Source organism: Legionella antarctica (assembly GCF_011764505.1).
Taxonomy (GTDB): Bacteria; Pseudomonadota; Gammaproteobacteria; order Legionellales; family Legionellaceae; genus Legionella; species Legionella antarctica.
Map to the genome: position 1 here is coordinate 3,209,522 of NZ_AP022839.1, position 15,479 is coordinate 3,225,000.

The following is a 15,479-nucleotide window of genomic DNA, read 5'->3' on the forward strand; positions in this document are numbered from 1 at the left end:
CAAGGCACACAGCGACTAATAACCAATAGCTTTATCGGTAGTTAATGATCAATTTAAAATCAGGGATTCAAAAATAGCCATTCGTGCATAAATACCATTTGCTACCTGTTTTAAAATAAATGAGTGGTTTCCATCTGCCACCTCAGAATCTATTTCAACTCCACGGTTCATAGGCCCAGGATGCATGACCATAGCATCAGGTTTGGCATAAGCCAGACTTTTTTGTGTTAAAGCAAAATCCCGTCTATAGGACTCCAGGTCTAAATGTTCCGTTTCCAGTAAGCGTTCACGCTGTACGCGTAAACAAATAACGACATCAGCTTCGTTCAAACCATCGACTAAATCTTCCGTTACTCGACCGTACTCAAGAGCTTGAGGTTGCCAAATTTTAGGAGCAACCATTACCAATTCACCAACGCCTAATTTACTACATAGGTTTTGAAATGAGTTTGCAACACGCGAATGTCTAATATTTCCTAAAACAGCAATTTTTAGCTTATCCAAATGCGATTTTTGTTCGACAATGGTCATTATATCAAGAATAGCCTGACTAGGATGAGCATGAGTTCCATCCCCAGCATTGACGATGTGGACAGCATTTTGCAGTTTATTAGCCAACTGTTGCGGTAATCCCTCTTGCTTATGCCGAATCACAAAATATTGAATTCCCATAGCTGCCAGAGTTCCAATGGTATCCGCTATGATTTCACCTTTGCTCTCCGAGGAATTCTGTACATCAAGATTGATTACAGACATGGATAAATGATTGGCTGCCATCTCAAAACTAACACGGGTTCGTGTACTGTTTTCATAAAACAAATTGGCTACCGTATGTTGTGAATAGGAAGGATAAGGTACTTGTTGCTTGAACTCTAATCCACGTTGCAGTAAAGATTCAATTTGTTGACGTGATAATTGACTTATTTCAAGAAAATGATTCATAAAACCTCATGTGACCTTCTTTCAAACGGTTGATAAAAGAACAACAAAATCTGAAAAGGGCAGTGTACACGAAATATAGAAGTATTTTAAAGATTTTTTCCAGATCTGATCGTGTAAATCAAGGTTATTCTGGATGTTGTAACCACTGCTCCAAAATCACGCAAGCAGCTATGCCATCTATCGCAGTGTTTTTAAGTTTACGATAACCACCTTGTTCGAATAATTGTCCCCTGGCTTCGACCGTAGAAAGCCGTTCATCTACTAAATAAACAGGTAAGGCAAAACGCTTTCGTAATTGTTTCGCAAAACGACGTGCAGCTGAGGTGGTATATAATTCTGTGTCATCGATACACGTAGGTATGCCCACAATTAAGGCTTGAGGACTCCATTGTGCTATCACTTTTAACACGGCATTCCAATCAGGAGTACCCGACTTGGCATCAAGAGTTGGTAAAGGAGAAGCACTACAAGTTAATCGCTGACCTACGGCGACCCCAATGCGTTTATAACCGAAGTCAAAACCTAAATAAACACCATCAGGCATGGCCAGCACAAGAGCTAAGTTGATTCATTTTAATTCCCAAAGTTGATCCAGCATATTCCCAACGTTCTTCAAAGGGCACTTCATAAAGGATTTCTGCCTTATAGGGACAAACCAACCACACATTATCCATTACTTCCTTTTCCAATTGTTGTTCAGTCCAGGCAGCATATCCTAAAGTAACCAAAACGTCTTTTGGCCCCGTGTCATCCGCAATTGCTCGGATAATATCATTTGAAGTAGTCACCGTCACCTCATCCTGCAAAAACAAACTGGAGCGCCAGCCACCTATTTGTTTATGAATAACAAATCCTCTTTCCGGTTGAACAGGACCACCAAACATTAAAGGCAAACGATTTCGTTCCAATCGAATAGGCTCAATTTGTAATTGTTCAAAAACGATGGCCAAAGGAAATTGCATGGGTCTATTAATTATCAATCCCACTGACCCCTGTTCATGGTGTTCACAGAGGTATATGACAGTTCGCTCAAAGTTGGGATCTTTTAACGAAGGCATCGCAATCAGCATGTGATTAGCTAATGAGCTTATTATAGCCATCAGACCCCCTCTAAATTATCAGTATTTAATTTTATTATACACCATAAAAAGTATATAATTTTTTCATATGGATATTTTAATGATCAAAAGAATCCCTTTGAATTAAATCTAAATCATTTAGCACTGAGTACTTGAGTTCTATGGTTAACCCATCAATGCAATGTGCCATTGACCTATCAATTATTTAGTTCCACCTGAAGGCATGGCATTTATTATTGAGACTTTAATATATAAAGTTGAATTTTGGGAATAGGTTCTTCCTGCAGAATAGGATGTTGAGGATGGGTCGCTTTGTTGTCCTCCTTCCGCGCTTCCCAGGGAAACCCATTTATTTAGGGGAGTCATGATTGTGGTATTTAATTCCTGATTATCAAATTGTTGGCCACCTGCTGCATTCGCTTGCTCTCGAATTCTTTTTAACTTTAACCTGACCTGAGAACCTCTTAAAACTGGAGATACCAATAAACCATTTTGAATGTTACGTTGTTGGTACGATATCCCGGAAGTAAAAAAGTCTGTTCCAATGGACGTAATAATGGGTACTTCTTCACCAGTAGAAATAAAGGCTGACTCCCCACTCATTACTTTTACTGACTGGCTACGCACCTGTTCTGTTCGAGGTCGGGTGCTGTAGCTGACTGAGTTGCTGTTTTGGGGACTAAGCCAATCGGGATCGCCTTGGTAGATTGAAACATTAAACGTAACGGGTTTTACATCTACCTGATGTAATATGGCTCTAATTTGGGTCAGCGTTTCAGGTGCTACTTTTACAATTAAGGTTTGTCCTGAGCCACTAATTTTCTCACCTGTTTGAAGTAGAGGCTGGATTAACTGAATGATTTTATTTGCTGGTAAATAATTTAGCTCGATAACTTTAGTGATTAATGATTGTGAAAATGCATTACTGGCTATAAGTAACAACCCTATCCACCATTGCTTCATTATATGACTCCCTGTAGATTGTTTATAAATAAATCCTTATTATCAATTGTAGCACTATTAACCGCTTCACAAAGGAGTATAATCTTTAGTTTAGTTCCGCCAAAAGTTTGGGTATAATCGCCTCAACCTGTCTTTAAAGAGATATATACCATGGGTAGCATATTCAATATGTTTGGGCCTTCACCAATAAAGCCCATTGAACAACACATCCGAAAAGCGTACCAATGTGCAAAACAGCTGTACTCATTTTTTGAATCAGTACTAAAAAAAGACTGGAAAACAGCAAAAAAATTAAAAGATAAAATCGTCACTCTGGAAAAAGAGGCCGACTTAATAAAACGTGACTTACGTCTTCATTTACCAACAGGACTTTTTTTACCGGTCTCACGTACCGATTTGTTAGAGCTCCTCAGCGCACAGGATAGAATTGCCAATAAAGCTGAAGATATTGCCGGCTTAATTATTAGCAGAAAAATGACTATCCCTGAATCATTGATTCCTGCTTTTATGCCTTTTTTAAGCCGTTGTCTGGATGCCTCCAAGCAAGCATGCAAAGCAATTAATGAGCTGGATGAGCTCCTGGAAACAGGATTTAGAGGTAGTGAAGTTAACATCGTTGAAGAAATGATCCTTACTCTTGATGAAATTGAACATGATTGTGACGAAAGACTTGCTGACATGAGGCATCGCATCTTTGACCTGGAAAAAGAGCTTTCTGCAATAGACATCATGTTTCTCTACAAGCTGGTCCAGTGGATTGGCGAATTGGCCGATCATGCTCAAACAGTTGGTGGTCGCCTTCAAATACTCATAGCCCGGTAGTAAACTTCTATGGATTATTCAATTATTTATCTTTCTATTGCTATCATTCTTTGCTTCCTCATGACTTGGGGGGTTGGCGCCAACGACTTAGCCAATGTCATGAGTACTACGATGGGGTCAAAGGCAGTAACTGTAAAGCAAGCCATGCTCATTGCAATAGTTTTTGAATTTGCTGGTGCCTTTTTAGGCGGAAATGGGGTTACTGAAACCATGCGTGATGGCATCATTAATACCAGTCAGTTGTCTGATCAACCTGTAGTCCTCATTGAAGGCATGTTATGTGTTTTATTTGCCTGTACTATTTGGATGAATCTTGCCAGCTATCTTGGAGTCCCTGTATCCATCACTAATGCTTTAGTAGGTTCAATGGTTGGCTTTGGTACTATAGTGCTCGGTCCAGATGCAATACATTGGAATCAGGTCGGTCATATTGCTATAGGCTGGGTAACTTCTCCTATAATTTCAGGTATCACAGCCTATGCCTTATTTATCAGTATTCAACAAACTATTTTTGTAAAAAGAAATCCTTTGGCAAAAGCCAAACTTTATATACCTATTTATCTCTTTTTAATTGGTTCTATCCTGTCATTTATCACTGTTTTTAAAGGACTTAACCATTTTGATATACATTTAAATTTTAAACAAAACCTGGCAGTAACTCTTGCGACCAGTATTACCATCACTATTATTGGAATGATTTTTATTAAACGTATCCCGGAGCATCCTAAAATAAGACGTCGAGAGCGCTTCATTCAAGTGGAAAAATATTTTGCGATACTAATGGCAATGACTGCCTGTGCAATGGCTTTTGCTCATGGTTCAAATGATGTTGCACTGGCAGTAGGTCCGTTGACCATAGTACACAGCTTGGTCATGCACTCCCCCCAAGCATTTGATGCCAACAATTATCCAGCGTGGATCATTTTATTTGGGGTTGTTGGAGTAATCACCGGTTTATTAATGTATGGGAGAAAAGTAATTGAAACCGTGGGTAGTGCTATTACCGCATTAACCCCCAGTCGCGCCTTTGCAGCAACCTTATCGGCGGCCACAACAGTTGTTGTTGCTACAAGTACAGGTATTCCAGTTTCTGCAACGCAAACTCTGGTAGGTGCGGTGCTGGGTGTGGGATTGGCAAGAGGTATTGGTGCTTTAAACCTTATCGTTATTCGAAATATCTTTATGTCATGGGTACTGACCTTACCTGCCGCCTCAATTTTAACGATTATATCCTATAAGTTACTACATGCTTTTATGGGATAGTAATCATTTGATTTCCTAAATAAACGACAGTACCCAAGTCAGGGAAGTTTGAAAAATATTGTTATTTGGAACAAGATTAGAGATAATTTCTTTGGTAATTGAGTCGGTACTTTACTCTCAAAAATCTTCCCAAATTTCGCCTTTATCGTTTTTATAATCTTTGTTATCACGCATGTTGGCGATCCGCGCGTTTTTTTGAATCTCTTTCATTTGGGATGCTGATTTTTTATGTGTTGCATCAAATTCAAATAAAAATTTATCATAAGGACTTACGTACGCTTTATCTATATCATTGTTACTCATTACTACTCCAAATAACTATATTTAAGAAGACTATTTTATCGATTTTTCATCTAAAATACCATTAACCCATACAAAGTAATAAAAGGCTGAATAATGAATTTAAAAAAAGCAGAATTACATGTTCATTTAGAGGGAACAATAACGCCTGATTTAGCAGCAAGATTAGCAAAACGAAATAAGCTAACTCTACCTGATGGACTTGTGGCACCTAATGGAATCAGTTATCTATCCAAAGATTTTCTGGATTTTCTCAAAGTGTACGATACCCTGGCGGCAGTCATTAAAGTCCCTCAGGATTATTATGATATTACCTTCGATTATTTAAAAAATAATGCCATGGAACAGGCTATATATGTCGAAATGATGTATTCACCCGATCACGCCGAACAGTCAAGTGGCATTCCTTCCGCAGAACATCTGGCAGCAATACAACAAGCCATTGATGATGCAAAACAACAATTTGATATTGTTGGACGTATCCTTATTACAGCAGTACGTCATTATGGAGTTGATGCGGCAGAACGAGTTGCGCGACAAACCCATAAAGATAAATTTCCTTGTGTCACCGGTTTTGGTTTAGGGGGAGATGAAGCTAATTTCCCGCCTAAACTCTTCAGTAAAGCCTACCAAATTGCCCTGGATTCAGGACTGCAATGTACAGTGCATGCTGGCGAATTTGCTCCTGCAAGTGGTATGGTAGAAGCCATGGAAAATCTTCCTGTTAAACGAATAGGACATGGGGTAAATTGCATTTACTCACCAGAGGCTATGGCTATGGTAAAAGATAGAGGTATTTCCTTGGAAATTTGCCCCACCAGTAACATCTTTTTAGGTTTATTTAAAGACATGCAGGATCATCCCTTACCTAAATTTTACGATGCAGGAATACAAATTAGTATCAACTCTGATGATCCTCCCTTTATGAACACGACCTTAGCCAAAGAGTATCAACGTGTTCAAGAGTCTTATCAATATAGTGACGAAATAATGAATAAAATAACAACTATGGCCATCGAATCTGCATTTGTTGATGATAAAACCAAACAGGAACTCCTTGCAAAAATTTAACCGGAGTCATCAGGAAAAAAGAATAGAGAGGTTAAATTTATTCTGTTCTTTTTACCCGAGCCATATGCCATTAGGTTTAGTGTTGATTCGCAGTTATTACGTTCCTGCAGAACCTGCGAACAACTATTTAATCTAATGTTTTTCTGTAACGTTTAAATCCTATATATAAGACGACTACCGTAAATAAGAGAATTGGACCTAATTCTTGATATACTTCTGCAAAACCATTTCCTTTCAGCAAAATACCCCGAACGATTACCAAATAATGACTAATAGGTAAAATATTGCCTACCCACTGGGCCCACTCTGGCATCCCTCGAAAAGGAAACATGAATCCGGATAATAATATAGAGGGTAAAAAGAAAAACAGCGCACTTTGGACGGCTTGTAGTTGATTGGATGCTAAAGTGGAAAAAGTGAGTCCAACAGATAAATTAGCGGCAATATAAGGTAAGGTAAGTATCAACAACAAAAGCAAACTGCCTTCGGTAGGCACTGCAAACAACAGCTTGGCTAAAAGCAATATTAATAAAACCTGTATAAATCCTACCATTATATAAGGTATTATTTTTCCAGCCATTACTTCCAGTGGTTTTAATGGCGTGGAAAGCAGCGTTTCCATAGTACCGCGCTCATATTCACGTGTAATAACCAAAGCGGTAATGACCACCATGGTCATAGTCAAAACCACTCCCAGTAATCCTGGTACAATGTTATAAGAAGTAATGGCAAGAGGATTGTATTTGGCATGCACCTCTGGTTGATAAGGAGGGACTGATGGTTTTAAATAAAATAGTGTCCCTTTTATATTTTCCGTCAAGTTTCGGAAGGCAAGACCATTAAACACGGCAATAGCGCCGCTCGTTGCTGCAGGATCGCTCGCATCGGCCTCCAGTAATAAAGGCGGATGCAATCCTCTGACTAAATCTCTGGTAAAATTGGGAGGAAAGCTCACTACAAAGAGTACTTTACCTGTTTTTAACAGCCAACGCGCTTCCTCTTCACTGGATTTTGGACTAATAAAATGAAAATAAGTCGAGTTTTGCATACTGGTTAATATACGCCTGCTCATTTCAGTATTATCTGAATTCACTATTGCGGTGGGTAAATAGCGAGGAGTGGTGTTAATGGCATAACCAAATAAAATTAATTGGAGTAGTGGAATACCAATAATCATACCCAAAGTAGTTTTATCACGCATCATTTGAATAAATTCTTTAATCATTACCGCCATCAAACGGTCAAAACTGAATTTAATCAAAGAAAGACCTCTGTGATTTGTTAACTAAACTTATAAAGGCATCCTCAAGAGTTGTCTTTATTGGTCTCCACTCAATAGAGTATTGGTTATTGAACTCGTTAAGTCCTTTTTCAATCAAATCACTATCGTAACCACAAATGTGAATTACATTACCAAATAAAGCAGATTGTTCTACACCTTCAATTTTTTTTACACGCTGTAGTAAAGTAGTGGTTACTGAACCGCTAATTTCCCATGTTTTTAATTTGGTTTTCATGACTACTTCAGGTACAGTTCCTGTGATTAATAAGTTGCCTTGAGCCAGATAGGCAATGCGAGTACAGCGCTCTGCCTCATCCATATAGTGAGTGGAAACTAAAGTTGTGATTCCATTCTCACTCAAAGAATGGATTTGATCCCAAAACTCACGCCGGGCTACGGGATCTACTCCTGCTGTAGGTTCATCTAAAAGTAATAAATCTGGCTGATGAATTAAGCAGGCAGCAAGAGCAACACGTTGCTTCCAGCCCCCAGATAGCTCTTCAATTAACTGTGTTTTTCGATCCATTAAGCCGGACTGGATCAGAGACTCGTTTATTTTTTTATTTCGATTTTTTACACCATAGACTCGGGCAATAAAACTTAAATTTTCTTCTACTGATAACTCAGTATATAAACTGAATTTTTGCGTCATGTACCCTACTCGTTCTTTTATATCATCTGACTGAGTCAAAATATCAAAACCCAAACAAGTCCCTTTTCCTCCATCAGGCTTTAACAAACCGCAAATCATCCGTATAGTTGTTGTTTTACCACTTCCATTAGGCCCCAGGAATCCAAAAACCTCTCCTTTTTTTACATTCAAATCAATGTCATTGACTACAATTTTATTGTCAAAGCTCTTACGCAACCCGGAGACATCAATAATCATTTCAGAGTTCGGTCCATTCGTCATAAAGTCACCACAACCGGCTGTCCTGGCTTAAATGAAGTGGCTCTGGTTATACGCGCTTTGATTCGGAAAACCAATTTTGAATAGTTGTCCCTGCTATAAACTAATGGAGGTAAGTATTCAGCATCTGGAGAAACATAACTGATTTCAGCTGTATTATTTTTCTCACACCCTTCACAATCAAAGCTGACTTTTTGACCGACGCGAACATTATGCATATGATTTAACGGTACAAAAAATTCAATTTGAATATTTTCAGGAGTTAATAATGACACTACTGGTTTTTGGGCTACAATAAATTCCCCTTCTCGATAATAGGTATCAAAAATAACGCCACTTGCAGGCGCGCGAACAGTTTTCTGAGCTAATTCCCATTTTGCCTCTTGCAGCTTTGCTGATAACGAATCGACTTGGCTTTTTTGCGCGTTTATTTGATCATCCCGATTACCTAATTTTGCTAAAGCCAGATTAGACTCATATTGTAATTTTAAGTTCTCCTGCAATTTCAAATTGGCTATTGCCTCATCCAAAGTATCTTTGTCACCAAATTTTTTATCATGAAGTTTTTGATATCGAGTTACTCTAAGTTTAGCCAGTATAATTTGAGCTTTTGCTTGTTCTATTTGTGCTTCTATGGCTGTGAGCTCAGGAATACGTCGTGATTTTTTCAGATCAATTAGAGTATTTTGGGCTTGCTTTAATTCACCTTGAATTTGTGAAATATTCATCACTTGAGGTTTGGGGTCCAATCTAAATAACAGCTCACCCTTGGTTACATGCTCACCACGCCTAACCAATAATTTTTGTAATACTCCATAAAATGGGGAGGCCAGATAAATATTCTCCCCTTCAACGTAACCTTCAAACTGCTGATTTTCATTCGCAGTACACGTACAAATTAAAAATATCAGCGACAACAAAAATACGGATTTAATATCCATAACTCATTATTCAGAATGAAAAAACTGTATATTAATATACAGCTCTTTTTTGCTCATGTGCAAGTTAGGAATAGCACAAAAAAACATTGGTAACTAGCAGAGTACCTGCTACTATTATTTTATTTTCTGATTAGACCTTATGAAAAAACATCACTTTGACCTTATTGTCCTCGGTGGAGGCAGTGGCGGCATAGCTAGCGCTATCCGGGCAGCCAAATATGGAGCTAAAGTCGCCGTTATAGAGCAAAGTCATTTGGGTGGTACCTGTGTTAATTTGGGTTGTGTCCCCAAAAAAATCATGTTTAATGCATCAATGATCGCGGAAAATATGCAACAATGCAGTAATTATGGATTTGCTCCTGTCGATATAAAACTTAATTGGAACAAGCTGGTTAATAAACGTAATCGTTATATTGATCGCCTAAGGAAAAATTACGGTAAACGCTTTGAAGAGTTTCATATTACTCTGCTCAACGGCACAGGCACATTTAAGGACCAGCACTCCATAACTGTTGAAAATAATACGTACCATGCAGAGCATATTATTATTGCAACAGGTGGAGAACCTTCCCTGCCAGCAATCAATGGAGTTAATCATGTTATTGATTCTGATGGGTTCTTTTCACTGGCCAAACAACCCAAAAAAGTAGCCATCATAGGTAGTGGCTACATCGGAGTGGAGCTTGCGGGAGTCCTGCATGGCCTGGGAAGCGAAACACATCTTTTAATGAGAGGCAGCAAACCCTTAAGTCGCTTTGATCAGATGATTGGCAATACATTACTCGAAATTATGCAACAACAAGGGATATATATTCACCCGAATCATAAAGCCCAGGCAATTAATCTGCTGTGCGATGGAAAAAAAACAATTACATGCCAAAGTGGCTCGATTATTAGCGATATCGACGTCATTATCTCTGCGGTAGGAAGAAAACCTCGGACAGGTCATTTAAATCTGGCCAAAATATCCGTTAAAACTGATGAGCAGGGATTAGTGCTGGTTGATAGCTTCCAAAATACTTCAATAAATGGCATCTATGCTATAGGAGATGTTACTAAAGCACCCGCCCTTACCCCGGTAGCAATAGCTGCGGGCAGGCGTTTAGCTGACCGGCTGTTCGGCAATCAACCCCAAGCATGTTTAAATTATGATAACATATGTTCTGTAGTATTCAGCCATCCGCCTTCTGGTTCCGTGGGCCTGAGCGAAAAAGAAGCATTGGAAAAATATGGTGCAGAGAATATAAAGGTTTATCAGACACGATTTAATCCCTTATACGATGCATTAACTGATGATAAAACACCCACTGCAATGAAATTGGTGACTTTAGGTAAAGAAGAAAAAATCGTCGGCTTGCATGTTATTGGTTATGGTGCCGATGAAATGCTCCAAGGTTTTGGAGTAGCTGTAAAAATGGGGGCTTGTAAAAAAGACTTTGACAACACAGTAGCTATTCATCCTACCAGCGCCGAAGAATTTGTAACTATGGTATGAATAATATGTCTGATTCAATTCGTGGTTTTCAAGGTAAATTTCCTCATATAGGAAAAGAAGTGTACATCGATCCCGCAGCGGTAATTATAGGTGATGTCACATTAGGAGATGATGTATCCGTCTGGCCCATGGCCGTAATTCGCGGTGATGTCAACCATATCATTATAGGTAATTCCTGCAGCATTCAAGATGGCGCCATTCTACATGTTACTCATGATGGACCCTATACCGCTGGCGGAAACCCATTGCTGCTTGGACGAGGAATCACCATAGGCCATCAGGCAGTCTTACATGGCTGTACGATAGATGATTATTGTCTTATCGGAATGGGGGCGAAAATTTTAGATGCAGTCTATGTCCATAAACAGGTAATCATAGCTGCAGGAAGTGTAGTACCACCTGGTAAAACCTTAGAAAGCGGATACTTATATTTAGGAAATCCAGCACGCGCAACCAGAAAGCTAACATCACAAGAGTTGGAGCAGCTGGAATATTCAGCAAATCATTATGTTAGATTAAAGAATCTTTACTTAAAATAAGAAATCAGAATTGAATTTTTAAAGCGTGTTTCATTCTAAGTTAACGTGAGTTATAGGTAAGGAACTCATGTTTTACCATGCTCCGTTCGGCCTGAGGAGGGCTTTAGCCCGTCTCGAAGGCTATGCACTGTACCAAAACCCTTCGAGACATCGCTAAAGCGACTCCTCAGGCCGAACGGATCGAGATAGTGACCGGGTTTAATAAACATCTTATCCATAACTGACGTTAAGTTAATATTACTCTGTATAACAGAGAGAGTCCCCGCTAAGAAGTATGAATGATAATAAACCAAAAAAAAAGCGGCTATTAAGCCGCTTTCTAAAATTAAACCCTGGCGATGACCTACTTTCACATGAGGAGACCTCACACTATCATCGGCGCATGTTCGTTTCACTTCTGAGTTCGAGAAGGGATCAGGTGGTTCCAAACCGCTTTTGTCGCCAGGAAAACTGTTATACCGTTTGGTAAGGGGGGATTAATAAATCACACCAAGCCAAAAGGTCTGGTAAATCTTGAGGTAACACAAACTATTTTCTCTATCTCTTTATACTTACGGTACATAACCCAAAGTAACTCAGATTATATGGTCAAGACAATCAGCCAATTAGTACAAGTTAGCTTCACACATTACTGCGCTTCCACACCTTGCCTATCAACGTCGTAGTCTTCAACGGGCTTCATGGGAAAACTCATCTTGAGGGAGGCTTCCCGCTTAGATGCTTTCAGCGGTTATCCCTTCCGAACTTAGCTACCCGGCGATGCCACTGGCGTGACAACCGGTACACCAGAGGTTCGTCCACTCCGGTCCTCTCGTACTAGGAGCAGCTCCTCTCAATTTTCCTACGCCCACGGCAGATAGGGACCGAACTGTCTCACGACGTTCTAAACCCAGCTCGCGTACCACTTTAAATGGCGAACAGCCATACCCTTGGGACCTGCTTCAGCCCCAGGATGTGATGAGCCGACATCGAGGTGCCAAACACCGCCGTCGATATGAACTCTTGGGCGGTATCAGCCTGTTATCCCCGGAGTACCTTTTATCCGTTGAGCGATGGCCCTTCCATACAGAACCACCGGATCACTAAGACCTACTTTCGTACCTGCTCGAGCCGTCACTCTCGCAGTCAAGCACCCTTATGCCTTTACACTCTTGGTACGATGTCCGACCGTACCGAGGGTACCTTTGTGCTCCTCCGTTACTCTTTGGGAGGAGACCGCCCCAGTCAAACTACCCATCATACACTGTCCTCATCCCAGATAATGGGACCAAGTTAGAACCTCAATAACAACAGGGTGGTATTTCAAGGGTGGCTCCATCAGAACTAGCGTCCTCACTTCATAGCCTCCCACCTATCCTACACAGTTATCATCAAAGTCCAGTGCAAAACTATAGTAAAGGTTCACGGGGTCTTTCCGTCTAGCCGCGGGTACACTGCATCTTCACAGCGATTTCAATTTCACTGAGTCTCGGGTGGAGACAGTGTGGCCATCGTTACGCCATTCGTGCAGGTCGGAACTTACCCGACAAGGAATTTCGCTACCTTAGGACCGTTATAGTTACGGCCGCCGTTTACCGGGGCTTCGATCAAGAGCTTCTCCGAAGATGACCCCATCAATTAACCTTCCGGCACCGGGCAGGCGTCACACCCTATACGTCTTCTTACGAATTTGCAGAGTGCTGTGTTTTTAATAAACAGTCGCAGCCACCTGGTCTCTGCGGCCCTCACCAGCTTTGTTGCGCAGGCAACTAACCAGCAAGGGCGTACCTTCTCCCGAAGTTACGGTACCATTTTGCCTAGTTCCTTCACCCGAGTTCTCTCAAGCGCCTCAGTATTCTCTACCTGTCCACCTGTGTCGGTTTCCGGTACGGTTCTCTATAAGTTATGGCTAGCAGCTTTTCCTGGAAGCCTGGCATTAATGACTTCTCTGTACACCGAAATGTCAGAACCATGTCGTACCTCTGCGTTTAATAGGAAACCGGATTTGCCAAGTCTCCCCGCCTACATACACATACCGGGACAACCAACGCCCGGCTCATCTAGCCTTCTCCGTCCCCACATCACCACTTATAAAAAGTCCAGGAATATTAACCTGGTTCCCATCGACTACGCTCTTCAGCCTCGCCTTAGGGGCCGACTCACCCTGCTCCGATTAACGTCGTGCAGGAAACCTGGGACTTCCGGCGTGAGGGTTTTTCACCCTCATTATCGTTACTCATATCAGCATTCGCACTTCTGATACCTCCAGCAGACTTCTCAATCTACCTTCATCGGCCTACAGAACGCTCCCCTACCACGTACACATAAGTGCACATCCGCAGCTTCGGTGACTAGTTTAGCCCCGTTAAATCTTCCGCGCAGGCCGACTCGACCAGTGAGCTATTACGCTTTCTTTAAAGGATGGCTGCTTCTAAGCCAACCTCCTGGCTGTCTGTGCCTTCCCACATCGTTTCCCACTTAACTAGTACTTGGGGACCTTAGCTGGCGGTCTGGGTTGTTTCCCTCTTCACGACGGACGTTAGCACCCGCCGTGTGTCTCCCGTGATTCAATTAGCCGGTATTCGGAGTTTGCATCGGTTTGGTAAGCCATGACAGCCCCCTAGCCGAAACAGTGCTCTACCCCCGGTAATCATTCACGAGGCGCTACCTAAATAGCTTTCGGGGAGAACCAGCTATCTCCGGGCTTGATTAGCCTTTCACTCCTAGCCACACGTCATCCGATAATTTTTCAACATTACCCGGTTCGGACCTCCAGTTGGTGTTACCCAACCTTCATCCTGCACATGGCTAGATCGCCCGGTTTCGGGTCTACTCCCAGCGACTCGCGCCCTATTCAGACTCGATTTCTCTACGGCTTCCTTATTCAGTTAACCTCGCCACTGAAAGTAACTCGCTGACCCATTATACAAAAGGTACGCAGTCACACAGCCTAAGCCATGCTCCCACTGCTTGTACGCAAACGGTTTCAAGTTCTATTTCACTCCCCTCTCCGGGGTTCTTTTCGCCTTTCCCTCACGGTACTGGTTCACTATCGGTCAGTAAGTAGTATTTAGCCTTGGATGATGGTCCACCCATATTCAAACAGGATTTCTCGTGTCCCGCCCTACTTGTTCGCGTGCTTAGTTCCTCATCAAGTCTACGTGTACGGGACTTTCACCCCCTATGGTCAGCCTTCCCAAACTGTTCCACTCCACTCAATGATAAATCACACCAGGCTCTTCCCCGTTCGCTCGCCGCTACTGAGAGAATCTCTATTGATTTCTTTTCCTTCGGGTACTTAGATGTTTCAGTTCCCCGAGTTCGCTTCTATAACCTATGTATTCAGTTATAGATGACCGTACTCACGTACAGCCGGGTTCCCCCATTCGGACATCTATGGATCAAAGCTCGTTTCCAGCTCCCCATAGCTTTTCGCAGGATTCCACGTCCTTCATCGCCTCTTACTGCCAAGGCATCCACCGTTTGCGCTTCTCTTCTTGACCATATAACCTCAATTACCTCAAAGTTACATGCACGTACAAATAAAAAATACGAGTTCGCTTGTGTTACCTCAATTTTTACCAAATTTTTAATGAACGTCTGGTCACACCAGATTAAAATACTCTCACAAAAAAAATACTTTAATCTGATTAAACCGATGAAGAGGATTTGGTGGAGCCGAGGAGGATCGAACTCCTGACCCCCTGCGTGCAAGGCAGGTGCTCTCCCAGCTGAGCTACGACCCCCTATTTTTACTTCGGCTTTTTGCTTTACTCTTCGTTATGTTCGTGCGCTCTCTCAGTCACATACTGACGTATGCTCCTTCGTTTGCTTACGAACATGCCTCGATTAAAGCAAAAATCCTCGCAAAAACTTTTTGCTTGATTTTCATG

At 41.4% G+C, this 15,479-nt stretch carries 13 protein-coding genes, 1 tRNA gene and 2 rRNA genes; 5 read left to right on the forward strand and 11 right to left on the reverse strand.

Annotated elements, in window-relative coordinates:
* Positions 1-48: 48 nt before the first annotated feature.
* The 4 genes from HRS36_RS15145 to HRS36_RS15160 form a co-directional block, all read right to left on the reverse strand.
* Complete coding sequence (locus HRS36_RS15145) at positions 49-942, reverse strand: aspartate carbamoyltransferase catalytic subunit (protein ID WP_173237940.1); 894 nt, start codon at positions 940-942, stop codon at positions 49-51.
* A gap of 124 nt (positions 943-1,066) precedes the next feature.
* Positions 1,067-1,486, reverse strand: a complete 420-nt coding sequence (gene ruvX / locus HRS36_RS15150; RefSeq protein ID WP_173237941.1) for a Holliday junction resolvase RuvX — start codon at positions 1,484-1,486, stop codon at positions 1,067-1,069.
* The gene (locus HRS36_RS15155) at positions 1,479-2,042 is read right to left on the reverse strand and encodes a YqgE/AlgH family protein (protein WP_173237942.1); all 564 of its coding nucleotides are present in this window, start codon (positions 2,040-2,042) and stop codon (positions 1,479-1,481) included. Before HRS36_RS15155 ends, ruvX begins: the two co-directional genes overlap by 8 nt.
* A gap of 180 nt (positions 2,043-2,222) precedes the next feature.
* On the reverse strand, positions 2,223-2,984 hold the full coding sequence (locus HRS36_RS15160) for a type II/III secretion system protein (protein ID WP_420814307.1): 762 nt from the start codon (positions 2,982-2,984) through the stop codon (positions 2,223-2,225).
* 150 nt (positions 2,985-3,134) lie between these two features.
* Between HRS36_RS15160 and HRS36_RS15165 the strand changes: the two genes are divergently transcribed.
* Entirely contained in the window at positions 3,135-3,806 is a 672-nt protein-coding gene (locus HRS36_RS15165) for a TIGR00153 family protein (protein ID WP_226905495.1), read from the forward strand.
* 9 nt (positions 3,807-3,815) lie between these two features.
* The gene (locus tag HRS36_RS15170; protein WP_173237943.1) at positions 3,816-5,069 is read left to right on the forward strand and encodes an inorganic phosphate transporter; all 1,254 of its coding nucleotides are present in this window, start codon (positions 3,816-3,818) and stop codon (positions 5,067-5,069) included.
* Between the two features lie 117 nt (positions 5,070-5,186).
* On the opposite strand, the gene HRS36_RS15175 is transcribed toward HRS36_RS15170, so the two are convergent.
* Positions 5,187-5,372 (reverse strand): CBU_0585 family protein, encoded by a 186-nt coding sequence (locus HRS36_RS15175; protein WP_173237944.1) that lies wholly within the window; start codon positions 5,370-5,372, stop codon positions 5,187-5,189.
* A 93-nt stretch (positions 5,373-5,465) separates the two neighbouring features.
* Between HRS36_RS15175 and HRS36_RS15180 the strand changes: the two genes are divergently transcribed.
* The gene (locus tag HRS36_RS15180) at positions 5,466-6,440 is read left to right on the forward strand and encodes an adenosine deaminase (RefSeq protein ID WP_173237945.1); all 975 of its coding nucleotides are present in this window, start codon (positions 5,466-5,468) and stop codon (positions 6,438-6,440) included.
* Positions 6,441-6,567: 127 nt separating this feature from the next.
* Here the strand turns inward: HRS36_RS15180 and HRS36_RS15185 are convergent, their stop codons facing one another.
* From HRS36_RS15185 to HRS36_RS15195, 3 genes are read right to left on the reverse strand one after another with little or no spacing between them, the layout of a single operon-like run.
* Positions 6,568-7,665 carry an ABC transporter permease gene (locus tag HRS36_RS15185; RefSeq protein ID WP_226905496.1) on the reverse strand — a complete coding sequence of 366 codons (1,098 nt, stop codon included), beginning with the start codon at positions 7,663-7,665 and terminating at the stop codon, positions 6,568-6,570.
* A 28-nt stretch (positions 7,666-7,693) separates the two neighbouring features.
* Positions 7,694-8,635 carry an ABC transporter ATP-binding protein gene (locus tag HRS36_RS15190; RefSeq protein WP_173237946.1) on the reverse strand — a complete coding sequence of 314 codons (942 nt, stop codon included), beginning with the start codon at positions 8,633-8,635 and terminating at the stop codon, positions 7,694-7,696.
* Complete coding sequence (locus HRS36_RS15195; protein ID WP_173237947.1) at positions 8,632-9,573, reverse strand: HlyD family secretion protein; 942 nt, start codon at positions 9,571-9,573, stop codon at positions 8,632-8,634. Before HRS36_RS15195 ends, HRS36_RS15190 begins: the two co-directional genes overlap by 4 nt.
* 139 nt (positions 9,574-9,712) lie before the next feature.
* Here HRS36_RS15195 and gorA point away from each other — a divergent pair, with 139 nt between their 5' ends.
* Positions 9,713-11,068, forward strand: a complete 1,356-nt coding sequence (gorA, locus tag HRS36_RS15200) for a glutathione-disulfide reductase (protein ID WP_173237948.1) — start codon at positions 9,713-9,715, stop codon at positions 11,066-11,068.
* 5 nt (positions 11,069-11,073) lie between these two features.
* On the forward strand, positions 11,074-11,607 hold the full coding sequence (locus tag HRS36_RS15205) for a gamma carbonic anhydrase family protein (RefSeq protein WP_173237949.1): 534 nt from the start codon (positions 11,074-11,076) through the stop codon (positions 11,605-11,607).
* Positions 11,608-11,937: 330 nt separating this feature from the next.
* Here the strand turns inward: HRS36_RS15205 and rrf are convergent.
* The 3 genes from rrf to HRS36_RS15220 form a co-directional block, all read right to left on the reverse strand.
* Positions 11,938-12,053 (reverse strand): 5S ribosomal RNA (rrf, locus tag HRS36_RS15210).
* 138 nt (positions 12,054-12,191) lie between these two features.
* Positions 12,192-15,089 (reverse strand): 23S ribosomal RNA (locus HRS36_RS15215).
* A 167-nt stretch (positions 15,090-15,256) separates the two neighbouring features.
* Positions 15,257-15,332 (reverse strand) — tRNA-Ala (locus HRS36_RS15220).
* Between the last annotated feature and the right edge of the window lie 147 nt (positions 15,333-15,479).

What these genes read in the sequence shown, in the direction of transcription:
- gorA (WP_173237948.1), top strand. Translation starts at nt 9,713, where the DNA reads ATGAAAAAACATCACTTTGACCTTATTGTCCTCGGTGGAGGCAGTGGC.
- ruvX (WP_173237941.1), bottom strand. Translation starts at nt 1,486, where the DNA reads ATGCCTGATGGTGTTTATTTAGGTTTTGACTTCGGTTATAAACGCATT.
- HRS36_RS15155 (WP_173237942.1), bottom strand. Translation starts at nt 2,042, where the DNA reads ATGGCTATAATAAGCTCATTAGCTAATCACATGCTGATTGCGATGCCT.
- HRS36_RS15145 (WP_173237940.1), bottom strand. Translation starts at nt 942, where the DNA reads ATGAATCATTTTCTTGAAATAAGTCAATTATCACGTCAACAAATTGAA.
- HRS36_RS15180 (WP_173237945.1), top strand. Translation starts at nt 5,466, where the DNA reads ATGAATTTAAAAAAAGCAGAATTACATGTTCATTTAGAGGGAACAATA.
- HRS36_RS15205 (WP_173237949.1), top strand. Translation starts at nt 11,074, where the DNA reads ATGTCTGATTCAATTCGTGGTTTTCAAGGTAAATTTCCTCATATAGGA.
- HRS36_RS15160 (WP_420814307.1), bottom strand. Translation starts at nt 2,984, where the DNA reads ATGAAGCAATGGTGGATAGGGTTGTTACTTATAGCCAGTAATGCATTT.
- HRS36_RS15190 (WP_173237946.1), bottom strand. Translation starts at nt 8,635, where the DNA reads ATGACGAATGGACCGAACTCTGAAATGATTATTGATGTCTCCGGGTTG.
- HRS36_RS15165 (WP_226905495.1), top strand. Translation starts at nt 3,135, where the DNA reads ATGGGTAGCATATTCAATATGTTTGGGCCTTCACCAATAAAGCCCATT.
- HRS36_RS15175 (WP_173237944.1), bottom strand. Translation starts at nt 5,372, where the DNA reads ATGAGTAACAATGATATAGATAAAGCGTACGTAAGTCCTTATGATAAA.
- HRS36_RS15195 (WP_173237947.1), bottom strand. Translation starts at nt 9,573, where the DNA reads ATGGATATTAAATCCGTATTTTTGTTGTCGCTGATATTTTTAATTTGT.
- HRS36_RS15185 (WP_226905496.1), bottom strand. Translation starts at nt 7,665, where the DNA reads ATGATTAAAGAATTTATTCAAATGATGCGTGATAAAACTACTTTGGGT.
- HRS36_RS15170 (WP_173237943.1), top strand. Translation starts at nt 3,816, where the DNA reads ATGGATTATTCAATTATTTATCTTTCTATTGCTATCATTCTTTGCTTC.